This is a genomic window from Alkalihalobacterium sp. APHAB7 (genome assembly GCF_048323755.1).
Classification (GTDB): domain Bacteria; phylum Bacillota; class Bacilli; order Bacillales; family Bacillaceae_F; genus Alkalihalobacterium.
Map to the genome: position 1 here is coordinate 14,653 of NZ_JBLWFS010000023.1, position 21,042 is coordinate 35,694.

The 21,042-nt window shown below is 39.3% G+C and carries 21 protein-coding genes and 1 other annotated feature; all 21 genes read left to right on the forward strand.

Annotated elements, in window-relative coordinates; genetic code table 11:
* Window position 1 precedes the first annotated feature (1 nt).
* The 21 genes from ACNSTQ_RS17825 to rplC all read left to right on the forward strand — a co-directional run bounded on the left by ACNSTQ_RS17825 (window position 2) and on the right by rplC (window position 21,019).
* The gene (locus ACNSTQ_RS17825) at window positions 2-412 is read left to right on the forward strand and encodes a Mini-ribonuclease 3 (RefSeq protein ID WP_418201163.1); all 411 of its coding nucleotides are present in this window, start codon (window positions 2-4) and stop codon (window positions 410-412) included.
* Between the two features lie 7 nt (window positions 413-419).
* Window positions 420-1,175, forward strand: coding sequence for a 23S rRNA (guanosine(2251)-2'-O)-methyltransferase RlmB (rlmB, locus tag ACNSTQ_RS17830; protein ID WP_418201164.1), 756 nt, complete (start codon window positions 420-422; stop codon window positions 1,173-1,175).
* A 1-nt stretch (window position 1,176) separates the two neighbouring features.
* The gene (locus ACNSTQ_RS17835) at window positions 1,177-1,689 is read left to right on the forward strand and encodes an NYN domain-containing protein (RefSeq protein ID WP_418201165.1); all 513 of its coding nucleotides are present in this window, start codon (window positions 1,177-1,179) and stop codon (window positions 1,687-1,689) included.
* A gap of 57 nt (window positions 1,690-1,746) precedes the next feature.
* Window positions 1,747-2,415 carry an RNA polymerase sporulation sigma factor SigH gene (gene sigH, locus ACNSTQ_RS17840; protein ID WP_418201166.1) on the forward strand — a complete coding sequence of 223 codons (669 nt, stop codon included), beginning with the start codon at window positions 1,747-1,749 and terminating at the stop codon, window positions 2,413-2,415.
* A gap of 212 nt (window positions 2,416-2,627) precedes the next feature.
* Complete coding sequence (rpmG, locus tag ACNSTQ_RS17845) at window positions 2,628-2,777, forward strand: 50S ribosomal protein L33 (RefSeq protein WP_418201167.1); 150 nt, start codon at window positions 2,628-2,630, stop codon at window positions 2,775-2,777.
* Between the two features lie 80 nt (window positions 2,778-2,857).
* The gene (gene secE / locus ACNSTQ_RS17850) at window positions 2,858-3,055 is read left to right on the forward strand and encodes a preprotein translocase subunit SecE (protein ID WP_418201168.1); all 198 of its coding nucleotides are present in this window, start codon (window positions 2,858-2,860) and stop codon (window positions 3,053-3,055) included.
* 67 nt (window positions 3,056-3,122) lie between these two features.
* Window positions 3,123-3,659 (forward strand): transcription termination/antitermination protein NusG, encoded by a 537-nt coding sequence (gene nusG, locus ACNSTQ_RS17855; RefSeq protein WP_418201169.1) that lies wholly within the window; start codon window positions 3,123-3,125, stop codon window positions 3,657-3,659.
* Window positions 3,660-3,909: 250 nt separating this feature from the next.
* Window positions 3,910-4,335, forward strand: coding sequence for a 50S ribosomal protein L11 (rplK, locus tag ACNSTQ_RS17860; RefSeq protein ID WP_139313924.1), 426 nt, complete (start codon window positions 3,910-3,912; stop codon window positions 4,333-4,335).
* A gap of 72 nt (window positions 4,336-4,407) precedes the next feature.
* Window positions 4,408-5,148 carry a 50S ribosomal protein L1 gene (gene rplA, locus ACNSTQ_RS17865; protein WP_418201170.1) on the forward strand — a complete coding sequence of 247 codons (741 nt, stop codon included), beginning with the start codon at window positions 4,408-4,410 and terminating at the stop codon, window positions 5,146-5,148.
* 58 nt (window positions 5,149-5,206) lie between these two features.
* Window positions 5,207-5,340 (forward strand) — a sequence feature (ribosomal protein L10 leader region).
* A 34-nt stretch (window positions 5,341-5,374) separates the two neighbouring features.
* Window positions 5,375-5,872: a 50S ribosomal protein L10 gene (rplJ, locus tag ACNSTQ_RS17870; protein ID WP_418201171.1), complete on the forward strand. Its 498-nt coding sequence runs from the start codon at window positions 5,375-5,377 to the stop codon at window positions 5,870-5,872.
* A 59-nt stretch (window positions 5,873-5,931) separates the two neighbouring features.
* Entirely contained in the window at window positions 5,932-6,297 is a 366-nt protein-coding gene (gene rplL, locus ACNSTQ_RS17875; RefSeq protein WP_418201172.1) for a 50S ribosomal protein L7/L12, read from the forward strand.
* Between the two features lie 167 nt (window positions 6,298-6,464).
* Window positions 6,465-7,067, forward strand: coding sequence for a class I SAM-dependent methyltransferase (locus ACNSTQ_RS17880; RefSeq protein WP_418201173.1), 603 nt, complete (start codon window positions 6,465-6,467; stop codon window positions 7,065-7,067).
* A gap of 245 nt (window positions 7,068-7,312) precedes the next feature.
* Window positions 7,313-10,855, forward strand: coding sequence for a DNA-directed RNA polymerase subunit beta (gene rpoB, locus ACNSTQ_RS17885; RefSeq protein WP_418201174.1), 3,543 nt, complete (start codon window positions 7,313-7,315; stop codon window positions 10,853-10,855).
* A gap of 132 nt (window positions 10,856-10,987) precedes the next feature.
* Window positions 10,988-14,611 carry a DNA-directed RNA polymerase subunit beta' gene (gene rpoC / locus ACNSTQ_RS17890; protein WP_418201175.1) on the forward strand — a complete coding sequence of 1,208 codons (3,624 nt, stop codon included), beginning with the start codon at window positions 10,988-10,990 and terminating at the stop codon, window positions 14,609-14,611.
* A gap of 88 nt (window positions 14,612-14,699) precedes the next feature.
* On the forward strand, window positions 14,700-14,948 hold the full coding sequence (locus ACNSTQ_RS17895) for a 50S ribosomal protein L7ae-like protein (RefSeq protein ID WP_275120353.1): 249 nt from the start codon (window positions 14,700-14,702) through the stop codon (window positions 14,946-14,948).
* A gap of 113 nt (window positions 14,949-15,061) precedes the next feature.
* Complete coding sequence (gene rpsL, locus ACNSTQ_RS17900; RefSeq protein ID WP_216831088.1) at window positions 15,062-15,484, forward strand: 30S ribosomal protein S12; 423 nt, start codon at window positions 15,062-15,064, stop codon at window positions 15,482-15,484.
* Between the two features lie 35 nt (window positions 15,485-15,519).
* Window positions 15,520-15,990, forward strand: coding sequence for a 30S ribosomal protein S7 (rpsG, locus tag ACNSTQ_RS17905; protein WP_216831087.1), 471 nt, complete (start codon window positions 15,520-15,522; stop codon window positions 15,988-15,990).
* 56 nt (window positions 15,991-16,046) lie between these two features.
* A complete protein-coding gene (gene fusA / locus ACNSTQ_RS17910; protein WP_418201176.1) occupies window positions 16,047-18,125 on the forward strand; it encodes an elongation factor G in 2,079 nt (692 codons plus the stop codon).
* Window positions 18,126-18,245: 120 nt separating this feature from the next.
* Complete coding sequence (gene tuf / locus ACNSTQ_RS17915; RefSeq protein ID WP_418201177.1) at window positions 18,246-19,433, forward strand: elongation factor Tu; 1,188 nt, start codon at window positions 18,246-18,248, stop codon at window positions 19,431-19,433.
* A 542-nt stretch (window positions 19,434-19,975) separates the two neighbouring features.
* A complete protein-coding gene (gene rpsJ, locus ACNSTQ_RS17920; protein ID WP_418201178.1) occupies window positions 19,976-20,284 on the forward strand; it encodes a 30S ribosomal protein S10 in 309 nt (102 codons plus the stop codon).
* 105 nt (window positions 20,285-20,389) lie between these two features.
* On the forward strand, window positions 20,390-21,019 hold the full coding sequence (gene rplC, locus ACNSTQ_RS17925) for a 50S ribosomal protein L3 (RefSeq protein WP_418201179.1): 630 nt from the start codon (window positions 20,390-20,392) through the stop codon (window positions 21,017-21,019).
* Window positions 21,020-21,042 lie beyond the last annotated feature (23 nt).

Consider the following 21,042-nt stretch of genomic DNA (forward strand, 5'->3'; position numbering starts at 1 on the left):
AATGAAAATTAGTGATCATAGTATCGATGCTAAACAGTTAAATGCATTAGCACTAGCGTACATGGGTGATGCCATCTTAGACACCTATGTGCGCTGCCACTTAATTGCAATTGGAAAAACAAGACCCAATAAGCTTCATCATGAAGCAACTCGTTATGTTTCAGCTAAGGCACAAGCTAAAGTCATTGGTACGTTACTAGAAGAAAACTTTTTTACAGAAGAAGAACAGAGTGTCATTATGAGAGGTCGAAATGCTAAATCAGGAACAATTCCTAAAAATACAGATCATAATACGTATCGTTACAGTACGGCTTTCGAAGCGTTACTTGGATATCATTATCTATTAGGTAATCAAAGTCGATTAGATGAAATTATTCAAAGGATGTTCCTTTTAATAGAAAGAGAGGGCTAGTTCGGTTATGAGTAAAGAAGTAGAGTTCATTATGGGAAAAAATCCAGTTATAGAAGCGCTAAAAGCATCTCATCCGATCAACAAAATCTGGATAGGTGAAGGCACTCAAAAGGGACAAGTTGCTAAAGTTCTACAACTTGCTAAAGAAAATGGTGTAATCGTTCAACATGTACCTAAACGAAAGCTTGAACAACTAGTTGACTCACAGAATCATCAAGGTGTAGTTGCTTCAATTGCAGCTTATCAATATGCTGAAATGTCTGATTTATTTGATCGAGCTCGAGAGCGGAATGAAGAACCATTCTTTCTCGTTTTAGATGAAATAGAAGACCCGCATAATTTAGGCTCAATCTTAAGAACAGCTGATGCGGTTGGTGCTCACGGTGTGATTATTCCAAAACGAAGAGCGGTGGGATTAACTCAAGCTGTTGCAAAAGCTTCAACAGGAGCGATTCAACACGTGCCGGTTGTACGGGTAACTAATATTGCTCGTACAATGGATGAATTGAAAGAAGAAGGTTTATGGTTTGCAGGAACGGATGCCCTAGGAACAGAAGATTATAGGCAAGCGAATTTTAATATGTCCATTGGTCTAGTCATCGGTAGTGAAGGAAAGGGAATAAGTCGTCTCATTAAGGAGAAGTGTGACTTTCTGGTAAAAATACCGATGGTCGGTCAAGTAACTTCTTTAAATGCTTCTGTAGCAGCAAGTCTTTTAATGTACGAGGTTTATCGTCAGCGCAGTCCAATAGGCAGGAGCTAAAATGAAAGATATTTTATTAGTGGATGGCTATAACATTATTGGAGCATGGCCTGAGCTAAGGATATTAAAGAACAAGGACTTAAATCTGGCTAGAGATCAATTAATTGAAAAAATGGCAGAGTACCAAGCTTATACAGGAATTAGAGTCATGTTAGTATTCGATGCCCATATGGTTCCTGGCGTCGGAAAAAAGTATAAAAATCATCGAGTGCAGGTGATTTATACACGTGAGAACGAAACGGCCGATGAACGAATCGAAAAACTCGTAAAGGAACTCAAAAATGTAGTGACCCGGATTTACGTAGCTACATCCGACTTCACTGAACAGTCTGTCATTTTCGGCAGCGGTGCATTAAGGAAGTCTGCTCGAGAGCTTCTAATTGAACTAGAAACGGCAGAAAAAGGTATTAAAAAAACTGTCGAAAGCAGGCGAAAACCAGTAATTTCGACAAAAATCTCGCTTTCTAAAGAAATGGCTGAAATTTTTGAAAAATGGCGTCGAGGGGACTCTTGAGTGGTTGACGCTTCCAAAAAAGGTACTATATAATAATTTTATATCTAAACATCAGTCATGGTCGGAGGGATTTTTGTGAGCACTCAAATCAAGGAGACGATACACCCGAATATAGGACAAGCTGAAGATGAATTATTAGTGGAGAAGGTTAGAGAGGGAGATAGTGCGGCTCTAGAGTACTTGATTAATAAGTATAAGAATTTTGTACGAGCAAAGGCGAGATCATATTTTCTAATTGGTGCTGATCACGAGGATATTGTACAGGAAGGTATGATTGGACTTTACAAGGCAATACGTGACTACAAAGGAGACAAGCTCTCTTCGTTTAAAGCATTTGCTGAACTATGTATTACGAGACAAATTATTACAGCTATTAAAACAGCAACCCGTCAAAAGCATATTCCACTGAACTCATATGTATCCCTTGATAAACCGTTGTATGATGAAGAATCAGACCGAACGCTCCTTGATGTCATTTGTGGAACTAAAGTGACTGATCCTGAAGAATTGCTCATAAATCAAGAAGAATTTGATGACATAGAACTAAAAATGGGTGAGATTTTAAGTGAGTTGGAACGTAAAGTTCTTATGTTGTATCTAGATGGACGATCGTACCAAGAAATTTCTGCAGATTTAAATCGGCATGTGAAATCAATAGATAACGCACTACAAAGAGTTAAGAGGAAGTTAGAACGGTATGTTGAATTAAAAGGAATAAGTTTATAAGATTAGAAACTAAGCATAAGGCTGCTGAAAGTGAAAGTGTACACTGGAGACAAAGGTGTGGATTGGCACAGGAGTTAGCCTTATGTTTATTTTTTTGTTTTTATGCACATAATGGAAATGGACCCCATTTGCTTTATTGACACTAATTAGCCGTTATGATAGAGTTTAAAAGAATGTAAGCATTTCTTAATTGTTTTTCTCGGAGGTGCTCGATGCGGAAAAAAGCTGTACTAGCCTGTTCAGAATGTAAATCAAGAAATTACGCAACAGATAAGAATATGCAGAACCAAGCGGTCCGCATTGAAATGAAAAAGTTTTGCAAAAATTGCAAGACACATACACTTCACCAAGAAACAAAATAAAAAGACAGTAAGTCTTTTTTATTATTTAATAAATAATAAATGTTTGCTTACTCAAGTGATGAGTGCTGGAGGTGTCATGATTGGCTGACCGTGAAAGAAAAAGCATTTGGAAATTTTTACGTCAAGTAATGGCTGAATTGAAACGAGTAACTTGGCCGACGCGCAAAGAGTTGACACGTTATACGTTAGTCGTACTCGGAACAGTTGCTTTTATTTCAGTCTTTTTTGCAGTAGTTGATCTAGGGATTTCAAGTTTGCTTCGTTTAATTTTAGGATAAAAGTTGATCAAGTAAGTCTTGGAGTTTATCCATAGAGGAGGGAAGGACGAGTTTAGTCCTAAAATGTATGGAGAAAAGCTGGTATGTAGTTCACACGTATTCTGGTTATGAAAACAAAGTCAAAACCAACCTTGAGATGCGAGTCGAAACAATGGATATGACAGATAAAATTTTTCGCGTTCTTGTTCCAGTTGAAGAAGAAACTGAAATTAAGAACGGAAAAAGTAAATCAGTTACAAAAAAAGTATTTCCTGGTTATGTCCTTGTTGAAATGGTTATGACTGATGATTCTTGGTATGTTGTACGTAACACGCCTGGAGTTACGGGGTTTGTAGGGTCAGCAGGAGCGGGTTCTAAGCCGACTGCCTTACTACCAGAAGAAATAGAAGGAATTCTAAAACAAATGGGTGTTGACGAACCGAGAGAGGATATTGACTTTGAAATTAAGGAGTCAGTAAGAGTGATTGAAGGTCCTTTTGCGAACTTTATCGGTACGATTGAAGAAATTCAAGCTGATAAAAGAAAAGTTAAAGTTCACGTCAATATGTTTGGGCGTGAAACTCCGGTTGAATTGGAATTTACTCAAGTTGAAAAGGTAATCTGACCATAAGCCCCTTGAGTTTGGGGTTTTAATATTTTCAGGTCCTGTCTAGCTTTGGTGCCCCTTTGAGGGTGCTTGTACTTTCTTCTGATCGCTAAACTGGATATAAATAGTTTTTAAAAGAACTTGATATCTTAGTTTTAAAGTGATAATATTGTTTTGTTTGATAGGGGTATTCAAAAATTGAAATACCTATCTATGAGTGGGAGGGCAAAACCCGGTTACCACATCACGGACTAAGGAGGTGTGTCGCGTGGCTAAAAAGGTTATTAAAATGGTTAAGTTACAAATCCCAGCAGGGAAAGCAAACCCAGCACCACCAGTTGGACCTGCATTAGGACAAGCTGGAGTAAACATTATGGGCTTCTGTAAAGAATTCAATGCTCGTACTTCTGATCAAGCTGGTTTGATCATTCCGGTTGAAATTACGGTATTTGAAGACCGTTCTTTTACATTTATCACTAAAACTCCGCCTGCTGCAGTTCTTCTTAAGAAAGCAGCTGGTATTGAGTCTGGTTCTGGTGAGCCAAACCGTACAAAAGTCGCAACTGTTAAGCGTGACAAAGTACGTGAAATCGCTGAGCAAAAAATGCCTGATCTAAACGCAGCTGATGTTGAAGCAGCAATGCGTATGGTTGAAGGAACAGCTCGAAGCATGGGAATCGTTATCGAAGACTAATGTTTTGTTGCAGGAGGTTGCGATTAGGAGGAATCCTTTTCTAACGATAAGTTAGGTTCGCAACCTTTATTAGTGGGAGGTACTACCGATAAAACCACAAACGAGGAGGAAATGAAAGTGGCTAAACGAGGAAAAAAATATCAAGAAGCTACGAAGTTAGTAGACCGTGATCAAGTTTATTCTGCTGAAGAAGCAATTGAGCTTGTAAAAAAAGCATCTACTGCTAAATTTGATGAAACAGTTGAAATCGCTGTTCGTCTTGGAGTAGATCCTAAAAAAGCAGATCAACAAATCCGTGGAGCTGTTGTACTACCAAATGGTACAGGTAAAACTCAACGCGTATTAGTATTTGCTAAAGGCGAAAAAGCGAAAGAAGCAGAAGCAGCTGGCGCTGATTATGTAGGAGATGAAGATTATATTAACAAAATCAACCAAGGCTGGTTTGACTTTGATGTAATCGTTGCGACTCCTGACATGATGGGTCAGGTTGGTAAGCTTGGTCGTGTATTAGGACCAAAAGGTTTAATGCCAAACCCTAAAACGGGAACAGTAACTTTCGAAGTAGAAAAAGCTGTTAACGAAATTAAGGCTGGTAAAGTTGAGTACCGTGTAGATAAAGCTGGAAACATCCACTGCTCAATTGGTAAAGTTTCTTTTGAAACAAACAAACTAGTTGAGAATTTATCTACAATTATCGATACTCTAATGAAAGTTAAACCTGCTGCAGCAAAAGGTACTTACATGAAGAACGTTGCTGTTGCTTCAACAATGGGTCCTGGTGTTAAAGTTAACGTAGCATCTGTTACAAAATAATATATTGACACCATTCGATCGATAGAGTATACTAATTTAAGTGTTCTATTAATTGAATTATTAATAGCAATCCATACCGTAGACAGTAGGAGCGTTAATCGCTTAATTTCCTACCGAGGTTGTCATTTAAGTTATATTTATGACTAACATGGCCTCCGTATGTCTAAATGCGGAGGCTTTTATATTGGCTTCTGAACGGTATGAAAGAACCATAGGAGGTGTAAAAATGAGCGTACTTGCAAAAAAACAAGAGGTCGTAACAGAAATTGCTACTAAACTTCGTGATAGCAAATCAACAATTATCGTTGACTATCGTGGATTAAACGTAGCTGAAGTTACTGAACTTCGTAAACAACTTCGTGAAGCAGGCGTTGAGTTCAAAGTTTATAAAAACTCGATGGCACGTCGTGCAACAGCTGAAGTTGAATTATCTGAGTTAGACGCACAACTAGTTGGACCAACTGCAATTGCTTTTGGTGATGAGGATGTTGTTGCACCTGCAAAGATTATCAATGAGTTTGCAAAGAAACATGAAGCTCTTGAAATTAAAGCTGGTGTAATCGAAGGTCGTATTGCGACTGTTGAAGAAGTAAAAGCTTTAGCGGAACTTCCGTCTCGCGAAGGTTTACTTTCTATGTTGCTTAGCGTACTTCAAGCTCCTGTTCGTAACTTTGCATTGGCTACAAAAGCTGTTGCAGATCAAAAAGAAGAACAAGGTGCATAATTGTTTCAGTAACATAAGTTTCGGATAAAATATTAGAGATCTGATTAGGAGGATTTATCATGAGTAAAGAGCAAATCTTAGAAGCAATCAAAGAAATGACTGTATTAGAACTAAACGACTTAGTAAAAGCAATCGAGGAAGAGTTTGGCGTAACTGCAGCTGCTCCTGTAGCTGTTATGGGTGGCGCTGCTGGTGGCGACGCTGCTGCAGAGCAAACTGAATTTGACGTAATTCTTACAAGTGCTGGTGGATCTAAAATCAACGTTATCAAAGTTGTACGTGAAATCACTGGTCTTGGTTTAAAAGAAGCTAAAGCTGTTGTAGATGGTGCTCCAGCTCCAATTAAAGAAGGCGTTTCTAAAGAGGAATCTGAAGAAATGAAAGCTAAACTTGAAGATGCTGGTGCTTCTGTAGAAGTTAAGTAATTTAATAAAAGACACAGACTGGGTGAGGCTGAGCCACACCCAGTTTTTTTTTCATTTTAATGACTATAAATATTCCTTTTTAGACGATAATTAAAGTAGGTTCTATTCTTTGGTTGATAGAGCCGTAATATAGTATATATAGTATGATGAAATGTGGGGTTGTTAAGATGGCCAATCATTATTATTCTGAAACTCCGAGCGTTGAAAGTAATAGAAATCGTTTTACTTTTGATCTAAGAGGAAACACATTACGTTTTATTTCAGATGCGGGGGTATTTTCGAAGAAGGAGATAGACTTTGGGAGTCGGCTATTAATAGAGGTCTTTCAATTCCCGGACGTCGCAGGTGACCTTTTAGACATGGGTTGTGGTTACGGTCCGATTGGTTTAGCTTTGGCAAAAGAAAATAATGAACTAACTGTTTACATGGCGGATATTAATGAACGTGCCGTGCAGCTATCAAAAGAAAATGCGGCTGAAAATAAGATTAGCAATGTCGAGATTTTCCAAAGTAATCTTTTTGATGCGATTGAGAAGGATGACTTTGCTGCAATCTTAACAAATCCACCTATTCGAGCAGGGAAGGACACAGTACACCAAATCTATGAACAAGCGCACGCGAAGTTAGTTTCGGGCGGACAGTTATGGATTGTTATTCAGAAAAAACAGGGGGCACCCTCTACTATTGAAAAGTTGAAGATGTTATTTGTTGATGTTGAGGTTGTTGAAAAGAAAAAAGGTTATTTTATAATTCGAGCAGAAAAAAATTGACTATGAAAGTCAGTTGTGTTATTGTTATTTAATGCGTATAACTGCCAATTTTCAGACACATTTTTTAAAGTAAATCAAGTGAAATTTACTGTATAAAATGGATAGGGTTGGTTATACTTATATAATCGTCGTAATGGTAGGAAATAGTTGTGATAACATTATTATCCAACTACTCTTATGGCTTAATGGATACGATCTATTGAGTGAAGAACATTATAATAAGCGAGATTTGAGGGGTGAATCAGTTGACAGGTCAACTAGTTCAGTATGGACGCCACCGCCAACGAAGAAGCTATGCGAGAATCAAAGAAGTATTGGAATTACCAAACTTAATTGAAATTCAAACTGCTTCTTATCAATGGTTTCTTGATGAGGGTTTGAGAGAAATGTTTCAAGACATCTCACCGATTCAGGATTTTACAGGTAATCTAGTCTTAGAGTTTATCGACTACAGTTTAGGAGAACCAAAATATCCAGTAGATGAATCGAAAGAACGAGATGTTACATATGCTGCTCCTTTGCGTGTGAAAGTTCGTTTAATTAACAAGGAAACTGGTGAAGTAAAAGAGCAAGAAGTGTTTATGGGTGACTTCCCACTAATGACGGAAACAGGTACGTTCGTTATTAATGGTGCAGAGCGTGTAATTGTTTCGCAGCTTGTACGTTCACCAAGTGTTTATTATAGCCAAAAAATAGATAAAAACGGTAAGAAGGGGTTTACTGCAACTGTTATTCCTAACCGCGGAGCATGGTTAGAGCTTGAAACAGATGCCAAAGATATTGTGTATGTGAGAATAGATCGTACTAGGAAGATACCTGTTACGGTTCTTTTGCGTGCGCTAGGCTTTGGGTCTGATCAAGAGATCATTGACCTTCTCGGGGAAGATGAATACTTACGCAATACGCTAGAAAAAGATAACACCGATGGTACGGAAAAAGCACTATTGGAAATTTATGAGCGATTACGTCCGGGTGAGCCTCCTACTGTAGATAATGCGAAAAGTCTATTAGAATCAAGGTTCTTTGATCCAAAGCGTTATGATTTAGCGAGTGTAGGTCGTTACAAAATCAACAAGAAGCTTCACATTAAAAACCGTTTGTTCAACCAACGTTTAGCAGAAACGTTAGTTGATCCTGAGACAGGTGAAGTAATTGCTGATGAGGGTACTTTGCTAGATCGTCGTACACTTGATCGAATTATTCCATATTTAGAAAACAACGTTGGCTTTAAGCAAGTTGGAGTTTCTGGTGGAGTAGTAGAAGACGGTGAAGTTCAGCTGCAAGCAATTAAAATTTACTCTCCAGATGATCATGAAAATGAGCAGGTTATTAAAGTAATTGGGAATGGAATGGTTGAGCAAAGTGTAAAACACATTACACCTTCCGACATTATTGCTTCTATTAATTATTTCTTTAACCTATTACATAAGGTTGGGGATACTGATGATATCGACCACTTAGGTAACCGACGTTTAAGATCTGTAGGTGAGTTACTGCAAAATCAGTTCCGTATCGGTCTTTCAAGGATGGAAAGAGTAGTGCGTGAGCGAATGTCAATTCAGGATCCAAATATGATTACGCCACAAGCGTTAATTAATATTCGTCCGGTTATTGCATCAATTAAAGAGTTCTTTGGAAGCTCTCAGTTATCTCAGTTCATGGACCAAACAAATCCATTAGCTGAACTAACACATAAACGTCGTTTATCTGCATTAGGGCCTGGTGGTTTAACTCGTGAGCGTGCAGGGTTTGAAGTTCGTGATGTTCACTATTCTCACTATGGTCGTATGTGTCCGATTGAAACACCTGAGGGACCAAACATCGGACTTATCAACTCACTATCGAGTTATGCAAAAGTCAACAAGTTTGGCTTTATGGAAACACCATACCGTCGTGTCGACCCTGAAACTGGAAAAGTAACGGCGCAAATTGATTACTTAACAGCTGACGAAGAAGATAACTATATCGTTGCCCAAGCCAACATGAAGCTTGGTGATGACGGATCTTTCCTAGATGAAAACATTATCTCTCGTTTTAAAGGGGAAAACATTGTTGTATCTCGAGATCGTGTTGACTACATGGATGTTTCTCCTAAACAGGTTGTTTCAGCAGCGACTTCATGTATACCGTTCTTAGAAAACGATGACTCGAACCGTGCACTTATGGGAGCAAACATGCAACGTCAAGCGGTTCCGTTACTTCGTCCTGAATCACCGATTGTTGGTACAGGAATGGAGCACGTATCTGCAAAAGACTCTGGTGCAGCGATTGTTGCTAAGCATCGTGGGATTGTTGAACGTGTAACAGCTCGTGAAGTTTGGGTTCGTCGTTTAGAAGAGATTGATGGTAAAGAAATTAAAGGTGACTTAGATAAATATCGTCTTCAAAAGTTTGTTCGTTCTAACCAAGGAACGTGCTATAACCAAGTACCAATTGTTAGTGAAGGAAACATCGTAGAAAAACGTGAAATCGTTGCAGATGGTCCTTCAATGGAATTAGGTGAAATGGCTTTAGGCCGTAATGTTATGGTCGCATTCATGACTTGGGAAGGTTATAACTATGAGGATGCAATTATTCTAAGTGAACGTTTAGTTAAAGATGATGTGTATACATCTGTTCATATTGAAGAGTACGAATCTGAAGCTCGTGATACAAAGCTTGGTCCAGAAGAGATTACGCGTGATATCCCTAACGTAGGTGAAGATGCACTGAAGAACCTTGACGAGCGTGGTATTATTCGCGTAGGGGCTGAAGTGAAGGACGGAGACATTCTCGTTGGTAAAGTAACTCCTAAAGGGGTAACTGAACTAACAGCAGAAGAAAGGCTTTTACATGCGATCTTCGGTGAAAAGGCACGAGAAGTTCGTGATACATCATTACGTGCACCACATGGTGGAGACGGAATTGTACTTGATGTGAAAATCTTCAACCGTGAAGACGGAGATGAATTACCTCCAGGTGTAAACCAATTAGTAAGGGTATATATCGTTCAAAAACGTAAAATTCATGAAGGTGACAAGATGGCGGGTCGCCACGGTAACAAAGGGGTTATCTCAAGAATTTTACCAGAAGAAGATATGCCGTATTTACCAGATGGTACACCGGTTGATATCATGTTAAACCCTCTAGGGGTACCTTCGCGTATGAACATCGGACAAGTGCTTGAACTTCACATAGGTATGGCAGCACGCTACTTAGGAATCCACGTGGCCTCTCCAGTATTCGATGGTGCAAGTGAAGAAGATGTTTGGGAAACTCTTGAAGAAGCTGGTATGGCTCGAGACGGTAAAACGGTATTGTTTGATGGGCGTACAGGTGAGCCTTTGGATAACCGTGTATCGGTAGGGATCATGTATATGATCAAACTTGCTCACATGGTTGATGATAAACTACATGCTCGTTCTACTGGACCATACTCTCTCGTAACGCAACAACCACTAGGTGGTAAAGCACAATTCGGTGGACAGCGTTTTGGGGAGATGGAGGTTTGGGCACTTGAAGCTTACGGTGCAGCTTATACATTACAAGAGATCTTGACTGTTAAGTCCGATGATGTAGTAGGACGTGTTAAGACGTATGAAGCGATCGTTAAAGGTGAAAATGTACCAGAACCAGGAGTACCAGAATCATTTAAAGTATTAATTAAAGAGCTTCAAAGTTTAGGAATGGACGTTAAGATGTTATCTAGTAACGAAGAAGAAATCGAAATGCGTGAACTAGATGATGAAGACGAACAAGCGAATGAGAAGCTAAATTTAAATATTGAAACGACAGAATCTAATGGCTAAATAGATTAGAGGCTTTAAGAGGATAACTTACTTGCGGTGTAAGTAGTGCTTTTTCTAGACTGTTACAATCATTTAAGTTGTCCTCACCATTTCAACCTTAAAAACCTTAAGATGGAAAGGGAGGTTGGCCCCTTGATAGATGTAAATAATTTTGAGTTTATGAAGATTGGTCTCGCTTCACCAAACAAGATTCGTTCTTGGTCACGTGGAGAAGTAAAAAAACCTGAGACAATTAACTATCGTACGCTCAAACCTGAAAAAGACGGCCTATTTTGTGAAAGAATTTTCGGTCCTACGAAAGACTGGGAATGTCATTGTGGTAAATATAAGCGTGTGCGCTACAAAGGTGTTGTATGTGACCGTTGTGGTGTTGAAGTTACTCGTGCTAAAGTTCGTCGTGAGAGAATGGGCCATATTGAATTAGCGGCACCAGTTTCTCATATTTGGTATTTTAAAGGAATTCCTAGCCGTATGGGGCTTGTCCTTGACATGTCTCCACGTTCACTTGAAGAGGTTATTTATTTTGCTTCTTATGTTGTTACGGAACCAGGCGATACGCCATTAGAGAAAAAACAATTACTTTCTGAGAAAGAATATCGTACATATCGTGATAAATATGGACGTTCTTTCACTGCGCAAATGGGAGCAGAAGCGATTAAGAAATTACTTGCTGATATCGATCTTGATAAAGAAGTAGACATTCTTAAAGAAGAACTTGCAACTGCACAAGGTCAGCGTAGAACGAGAGCAATTAAGCGTCTTGAAGTTCTTGAAGCTTTTAGACATTCAGGAAATGAGCCTTCTTGGATGATCCTAGATGTACTTCCTGTTATCCCACCTGAATTACGTCCGATGGTTCAATTAGATGGCGGTCGTTTTGCAACGTCAGATTTAAACGACCTGTATCGTCGTGTAATTAACCGTAATAATCGTCTGAAGCGTCTATTAGACCTAGGTGCTCCGAATATTATCGTGCAAAATGAAAAGCGTATGTTACAAGAGGCTGTAGATGCGTTAATTGATAACGGACGTCGTGGTCGTCCAGTAACAGGGCCAGGAAACCGTCCATTAAAATCACTTTCTCACATGCTAAAAGGAAAGCAAGGACGTTTCCGTCAAAACCTTTTAGGGAAACGTGTTGACTACTCTGGTCGTTCGGTTATCGTTGTAGGTCCAAACTTAAAAATGTATCAGTGCGGACTACCTAAGGAAATGGCTTTAGAGTTATTTAAGCCGTTTGTAATGAAAGAGTTAGTGAGTAAAGGTTTAGCACACAACATCAAAAGTGCTAAACGTAAAGTTGAACGGATTCAACCTGAAGTTTGGGATGTGCTAGAAGAGGTTATTAGAGAGCACCCGGTTCTGCTAAACCGTGCCCCTACTCTTCACAGATTAGGTATTCAAGCATTTGAACCTATACTAGTTGAAGGTCGTGCGATTAAACTTCATCCATTAGTTTGTACGGCATATAATGCTGACTTTGATGGAGACCAAATGGCTGTTCACGTACCATTATCAGCCGAAGCTCAAGCTGAAGCTCGCTTATTAATGCTAGCTGCTCAGAACATCCTTAACCCTAAGGATGGTAAACCAGTAGTTACACCTTCACAGGATATGGTATTAGGGAACTATTACCTAACATTAGAAAGAGCTGGAGCGAAAGGTGAAGGTTCAATCTTTAAAGATCCTAACGAAGCGTTGATTGCATATCAAAATGGCTATGTTCATTTACACAGCCGAATTGCAATTCCGGTTGCTTCACTAAATAAAACAACGTTTTCTGAAGAGCAATATAGTATGCTTCTATTGACGACGGTAGGGAAGATTATCTTCAATGAAATTCTTCCAGAATCGTTCCCGTATGTTAATGAACCAACTGGGAAGAACCTAGAGGAAGCATTGCCTGAAAAGTACATGGTTCCAATGACAACCAATGTAAAAGAAATTTTTGCAGAGCGTGACATTGTAGCACCATTTAAAAAAGGTTTCTTAGGAAATATCATTGCTCAAGTATTTAAGCAATTTAAAATTACAGAAACATCAAAAATGCTTGACCGCATGAAAGATCTTGGTTTCAGATATTCAACGAAAGCAGGTATTACAGTAGGTGTAGCTGACATCGTTGTATTAGCTGAGAAGAAAGAAATCTTAGCGAAGGCTGAAGAAAAGGTTGAGCGAGTAGTTAAACAATTCCGTCGTGGTTTAATCACAGAAGAGGAAAGATACGATCGAGTTATCTCAATTTGGAGTGAAGCAAAAGATATCATTCAAGAAAAATTAATGAAGTCTTTAGATAACCTTAACCCAATCTTTATGATGAGTGACTCCGGTGCCCGTGGTAATGCATCTAACTTTACACAGTTAGCAGGTATGCGTGGTCTAATGGCCAATCCATCTGGTCGTATTATTGAGTTACCGATTAAATCAAGTTTCCGTGAAGGTTTAACAGTATTAGAGTACTTTATCTCTACGCATGGTGCTCGTAAAGGTCTAGCCGATACAGCATTAAAAACAGCAGACTCAGGTTACCTAACTCGTCGTCTAGTTGACGTTGCACAAGATGTCATCGTTCGAGAAGATGATTGTGGTACAGACCGTGGCCTTGTTGTTGAAGCGATTAAAGAAGGAACAGAAGTGATTGAGAATTTATATGATCGTCTTGTAGGTCGCTTCTCGTTCCGGTCAGTTCGTCACCCAGAGACTGGTGAAACCCTTATTAATAAAAACGAATTAATTGATGAAGATATCGCGAAAAACATCGTTGATTCAGGAGTTGAAAAGGTTACGATTCGTTCTGTATTTACTTGTGATACTCGACATGGGGTTTGTAAAAAGTGTTATGGACGTAACTTGGCGACTGGTAGTGATGTTGAAGTCGGTGAGGCAGTCGGTATCATTGCTGCACAATCAATTGGTGAGCCAGGAACACAGCTTACGATGCGTACCTTCCATACAGGTGGGGTAGCAGGGGACGATATCACTCAAGGTCTTCCGCGTATTCAAGAGTTGTTTGAAGCTCGTAACCCTAAAGGTCAGGCTGTCATTTCTGAAATTGAAGGAACTGTCGTTGGTGTAAATGATAGCTCGGACAAACGTGAAGTCGTTGTTCAAGGCGAAATGGAAACGAGAAACTATGCGATTCCTTATGGTGCAAGGATCAAGGTAATCGAAGGCGATGCACTAGTTCCAGGGCAAAGTATTACCGAAGGTTCGATTGACCCTAAAGAACTTTTACATGTAAAAGGTGTAAAAGGTGTTCAAGAATACTTGCTTCGTGAAGTACAAAAAGTTTATCGTATGCAAGGGGTAGAAATTGGTGACAAACACGTCGAAGTAATGGTTCGTCAGATGTTAAGAAAAATTAGAGTTGTTGATAACGGTGAAACAGCCGTTCTTCCAGGCGCTTTAATGGATATACACCAATTTAATGATGAAAATGAAAAAGTACTTCTTGAAGGTGAGCGTCCTGCAACGGGTCGTCCGGTGTTACTAGGTATTACCAAAGCCTCACTAGAAACAGAATCGTTCTTATCAGCAGCGTCATTCCAAGAAACAACACGTGTTCTGACGGACGCAGCTATTAAAGGTAAGAGAGATGAGTTACTAGGTCTTAAAGAGAATGTAATTATTGGTAAACTAGTTCCAGCTGGAACAGGAATGACACGATATCGTAACCTGAAAATCATTTCTGAACACGATAAACAGGAAGAATTAGAACAACTAGAGCCGATGGAAGAAGTTGCAACGCAAGAATAAATTCAAATCATAGTTGACATTGTAAATTGAGAGTGATATTATATCGTAGTGTGCCTGAGAAAACCTGTAGCTTTGGAGGATTTAAAAGATGTCTTATGATAAAGTGACACAGGCAGAGAATGTTGTCATAGGTACTAAACAAACGATCAAAGCTCTCGAACAAGGGAACGCAATAGAGGTCATCATAGCCAATGACGCTGATGCTAGAGTTGTTACTAAGGTACAATTATTAGCTCAGAAAAAAGGCGTACCGATAACAGCAGTTGATTCCATGAAAAAGCTTGGAAAAGTTTGTGGGATTGATGTTGGAGCTGCCACTGTAACACTGACAAAGTAATAATGTTTTTGCCAACGCGATGTCGATCGCTTGGCAAAAACTTTACTTTTGTTTAAAAAAGAACCACCAGGATCAGTGGTCTTAACAATTTCTTTACGAAAGGAGGAAAAACAATGCCTACTATTAATCAACTTATCCGTAAGGGACGTCAAGCGAAAGTTAAGAAGTCAGACTCACCTGCATTAAACAAAGGTTACAATAGCTTTATTAAAGCTCAAACTAACCAGTCTTCACCACAAAAGCGTGGTGTATGTACTCGTGTAGGTACAATGACGCCGAAGAAGCCGAACTCAGCTCTTCGTAAATATGCTCGTGTACGTTTAACAAACGGTATTGAGGTTACTGCATATATTCCAGGTATCGGTCACAACTTACAAGAGCACAGTGTTGTTCTAATTCGTGGTGGACGTGTAAAAGATTTACCAGGGGTACGTTACCATATCGTACGTGGTGCTCTTGACACAGCAGGAGTTCAAAACCGTATGCAAGGTCGTTCTAAGTATGGAACAAAGCGTCCGAAAGAAGCTAAGAAATAAAAAAATAGGTTTACAAGACGAAAGGAGGGGAAATAATGCCTCGTAAAGGACCAGTAGCAAAGAGAGATGTTTTACCAGATCCTCTTTATAATTCAAAATTAGTAACTCGCCTTATCAACCGTATCATGGTTGACGGTAAGAAAGGTGTTGCTGAAAGCATCCTTTATAACGCTTTTGAATTAGTAAAAGAGCGTAGCGGAAATGACCCTATGGAAGTTTTCGATCAAGCGTTAAAGAATATTATGCCAGTTCTTGAAGTTAAAGCACGCCGTGTAGGTGGAGCTAACTATCAAGTACCTATCGAAGTGAAACCTGAGCGTCGTACTACGTTAGGACTTCGTTGGTTAGTAAACTATGCTCGTCTTCGTGGAGAAAAAACGATGGAAGAGCGTTTAGCTAACGAAATTCTTGATGCAGCAAACAACACTGGTGCATCAGTTAAGAAACGTGAAGACACTCATAAGATGGCTGAAGCTAACAAAGCGTTCGCTCACTATCGTTGGTAAAATCAAGACAAAAAATATTCTAATAATCATTTAATGATTGAAAGGAGAAATACACTATGGCAAGAGAGTTCTCCTTAAAGAATACACGTAATATCGGCATCATGGCCCACATTGATGCCGGTAAAACTACAACAACAGAACGTATCTTATTCTACACTGGACGTATTCATAAAATCGGTGAAACTCATGAAGGTGCATCTCAAATGGACTGGATGGCACAGGAGCAAGAACGTGGTATTACAATCACTTCAGCTGCTACTACTGCCCAATGGAAGGGTCACCGAGTTAACATTATTGATACACCAGGTCACGTAGACTTTACGGTAGAAGTAGAACGTTCTTTACGTGTGTTAGACGGAGCGGTTGCGGTACTTGATGCACAATCAGGTGTTGAACCACAAACTGAAACAGTATGGCGTCAAGCTACAACTTATGGTGTACCACGTGTTGTTTTTGTAAACAAAATGGACAAGACGGGTGCAGATTTCTTATATTCATTAAAAACATTGCATGACCGATTAGGTGCAAATGCACATCCGATTCAGTTGCCAATTGGTGCTGAAGACGAGTTCCGTGCAATTATTGACTTAGTAGAAATGAAAACAAGATTTTATGCGAATGACTTAGGAACAGAAATTACTGAAGGTGAAATTCCGGAAGAGTATAAAGCTCAAGCAGAAGAGTACCGTACTAGGTTAGTAGAAGCTGTTGCTGAACAAGACGAAGAGTTAATGATGAAATACTTAGAAGGTGAAGAAATTACGATCGAAGAACTAAAAGCAGGAATTCGTACTGCTACTTGTTCTGTTAACTTCTTCCCAGTTATCTGTGGTACAGCATTCAAGAACAAAGGTGTTCAATTAATGTTAGATGCTGTTCTAGATTACTTACCATCACCGTTAGATGTACCTGCAATTAAAGGTACCTTACCGGATTCTGAGGAAGAAACAACTCGCGAATCAAGCGATGAAGGTCCTTTCTCTGCTTTAGCATTTAAAGTTATGACTGATCCTTATGTTGGTAAGCTTACATTCTTCCGAGTGTATTCAGGAACATTAGACTCAGGGTCATACGTTGTTAACTCAACAAAAGGTAAACGTGAACGTGTTGGACGTATTCTTCAGATGCATGCTAACAGTCGTGAAGAGATTTCAACAGTATATGCTGGTGATATCGCTGCTGCAGTTGGTCTTAAAGATACAACAACTGGTGATACTTTATGTGATGAAAAGAACCAAGTTATACTTGAATCAATGGAGTTCCCAGAACCAGTAATTTCACTTTCTGTTGAACCAAAGTCAAAAGCTGACCAAGATAAAATGGGTATGGCACTTGCTAAACTTGCAGAAGAAGATCCAACATTCCGTACACATACAGATGAAGAAACTGGCCAAACAATCATCGCTGGTATGGGTGAGTTACACCTAGATATCATCGTTGATCGTATGCGCCGTGAATTCAAAGTGGAAGCAAATGTTGGTGCCCCTCAAGTATCTTACCGTGAAACAATCCGTAAAGCGGCTAAAGTTGAAGGTAAGTTTGTTCGTCAGTCAGGCGGACGTGGACAATACGGACACGTTTGGATTGAATTTCAACCACTTGAAGAAGGTGCTGGATTCCAATTTGAAAACAAAGTTGTTGGTGGTGTGGTTCCTCGTGAATATATCCCAGCTGTTCAATCTGGAATTGAAGAAGCATTACAAAATGGTATGCTTGCAGGCTACCCATTATTAGACTTAAAAGCTACAATCTTTGATGGTTCATACCATGATGTTGACTCAAATGAGATGGCATTTAAGATTGCGGGTTCTATGGCTCTTAAAAACGCAAAAGCACATTGTGCGCCAGCACTTTTAGAGCCAATGATGAAAGTAGAAGTAGTTGTTCCTGAAGAGTATATGGGTGATATCATGGGTGATGTTACTGCTCGTCGTGGACGCGTTGAAGGTATGGAAGCTCGCGGTAACGCACAAGTAGTTCGTGCGATGGTTCCACTTGCTGAAATGTTCGGATATGCTACTTCACTACGCTCACGTACACAAGGACGTGGGAACTACACAATGCACTTTGATCACTATGAAGAAGTACCAAAGAGTGTTGCTGAAGAAATCATTAAGAAACAAACTGGACAATAATATTCAGTAATTATTGTTTCTTGAATGAGTTTATTGTAAGCTAAGAAAGGTGATAATATATGGGTATTTCACCTTTCTTATCCATAATAATTGATACGTATTTAAGGGAGGAAAAGTAAAATGGGAAAAGCTAAATTTGACCGTTCGAAAACACATGCTAACATTGGTACAATCGGACACGTTGACCATGGTAAAACTACTTTAACAGCAGCTATTACAACTGCTTTAGCTAAAAAAGGTGGAGCAGAAGCTCGTGCTTATGATCAAATCGATGGAGCTCCAGAAGAGCGTGAGCGTGGAATCACAATTTCAACTGCACACGTTGAGTATGAAACTGAAACACGTCACTATGCACACGTTGACTGCCCAGGACATGCTGACTACGTTAAAAACATGATCACTGGTGCTGCACAAATGGATGGTGGGATCTTAGTAGTTTCTGCTGCTGATGGTCCAATGCCACAAACTCGTGAGCACATCTTACTTTCTCGTCAAGTAGGTGTTCCTTACATCGTTGTATTCTTAAACAAATGCGACATGGTTGACGACGAAGAGCTTCTTGAGTTAGTAGAAATGGAAGTTCGTGATCTTCTTAATGAGTATGACTTCCCTGGTGACGATGTTCCTGTTATCCAAGGATCTGCTCTTAAAGCATTAGAAGGAGACGAAGCTTGGGAAGCTAAAATCTATGAGCTAATGGATGCTGTAGATTCTTACATCCCAACTCCAGAGCGTGACAACGAGAAACCATTCATGATGCCAGTTGAGGACGTATTCTCAATCACTGGTCGTGGTACAGTTGCTACTGGACGTGTTGAGCGTGGACAAGTTAAGGTTGGTGAAGAGATTGAAATCATCGGTCTTGCTGAAGAGCCTAGCAAAACTACAGTAACAGGAGTAGAAATGTTCCGTAAGCTTCTTGACTATGCTGAAGCTGGTGACAACATTGGTGCACTTCTTCGTGGTGTATCTCGTGATGACATCCAACGTGGTCAAGTACTTGCTAAGCCAGGTACAATCACTCCACACACAAAGTTCAAAGCTGAGGTATACGTACTTTCTAAAGAAGAGGGTGGACGTCACACTCCATTCTTCACAAACTACCGTCCACAGTTCTACTTCCGTACAACTGATGTAACTGGTATTTGTAACCTTCCTGAAGGTGTAGAAATGGTTATGCCTGGTGATAACATCGAAATGACTGTAGAATTAATTTCACCAATCGCGATTGAAGAAGGAACAAAATTCTCAATCCGTGAAGGTGGACGTACTGTTGGAGCAGGCGTTGTAGCTTCAATCCAAGAGTAATTTTAAATATAAGAAGTTCCTCGATTTAATCGGGGAACTTCTTTATATTCTACATATCTACAAAGAACAGAATGCTAATACGTATTTAAGGTATCAATCCATAGATTAATACATCTAATTGAGTTTAGTGATCTAAGTGTAGGAGAACTAAAGTTTATTTTAGAAAATAGAAAAATTTAATCCTTAAATTATAATGTATTTAAATTGAATGTTGAATTCGAAATCAGTATTGTTCTAATAAAAGAAACGGTACTTTCTTTATATGTGTATACATATTAGTTGTTTGATAATAATGGAAGATAAATACTTGATAACATGACTTGAATTTATGGGAATAAGTCTATATAATAGTACAAGTGTGATCAACAGAAAAATACTCTTGCATTTTGTTTTTAATTTGTATATAATATTGAATGTTGGTCTGTGACAGCGATGATGCGAAAGGTTGCTGACACACCCGGGCCCTTTGCCATGGCAGGGTGTGAGGAAATTTTCGCGGAGTATGTCTGTTTATTAAAATGGACGATAAAGGAGGGGCTTAAATGGCAAAACAAAAAATTCGCATCCGTCTTAAAGCTTACGATCATAGAATCCTTGATCAATCAGCAGAGAAAATTGTAGATACAGCGAAGCGTTCTGGAGCTAATGTTTCTGGACCAATCCCGCTTCCAACTGAAAAGAGTGTTTATACAATTCTTCGTGCGGTACACAAGTATAAAGATTCTCGTGAGCAATTCGAAATGCGCACGCATAAGCGTTTAATCGATATTATTAACCCAACACCACAAACTGTTGATGCGTTAATGAGATTAGACCTGCCATCTGGCGTTGATATCGAAATCAAACTTTAATATTAACTTATGTAAAGTTTGAGATGTTCATTAATACATTTTATAATTTCTACTTTAAAATAATGGCAAAAAAATATATTGAGTGAAACACAGGAGGTGTGACTAATGACCAAAGGAATCTTAGGGAAGAAAATCGGTATGACTCAAGTGTTTGCAGATAACGGTGATGTAATTCCTGTAACTGTAATTGAAGTTACTCCGAACATTGTTCTTCAAAAGAAAACTGTTGAAAATGATGGTTATGAAGCTATTCAATTAGGTTTTGATGATCAAAAAGCTAATCGTGTGATTAAGCCTGCAAAAGGACACGCTGAAAAAGCAAACACAGCACCTAAGCGCTTCGTGAAAGAAATTCGTAACGTAGAACTTACTGCGTTTGAAGTTGGTCAAGAAGTCAAGGCAGACGCATTTAACGTAGGTGACGTAGTAGACGTAACAGGTATTTCAAAAGGGAAAGGTTTCCAAGGTGCAATTAAGCGCCATAACCAATCTCGTGGACCTATGTCTCACGGTTCTCGTTACCACCGTCGCCCTGGTTCAATGGGTCCTGTAGCTCCAAACCGAGTATTTAAAGGTAAAGCTTTACCTGGACGTATGGGTGGAGAGCAAATTACAGTACAAAATTTAGAAATCGTTAAAGTTGATACAGATCGTAACCTTCTATTAGTAAAAGGTAATGTACCAGGTGCTAAAAAGAGCTACGTAACTGTTAAAAGTGCGGTTAAAAACGACTAACGTTTAATGGAAAGGAGGACACA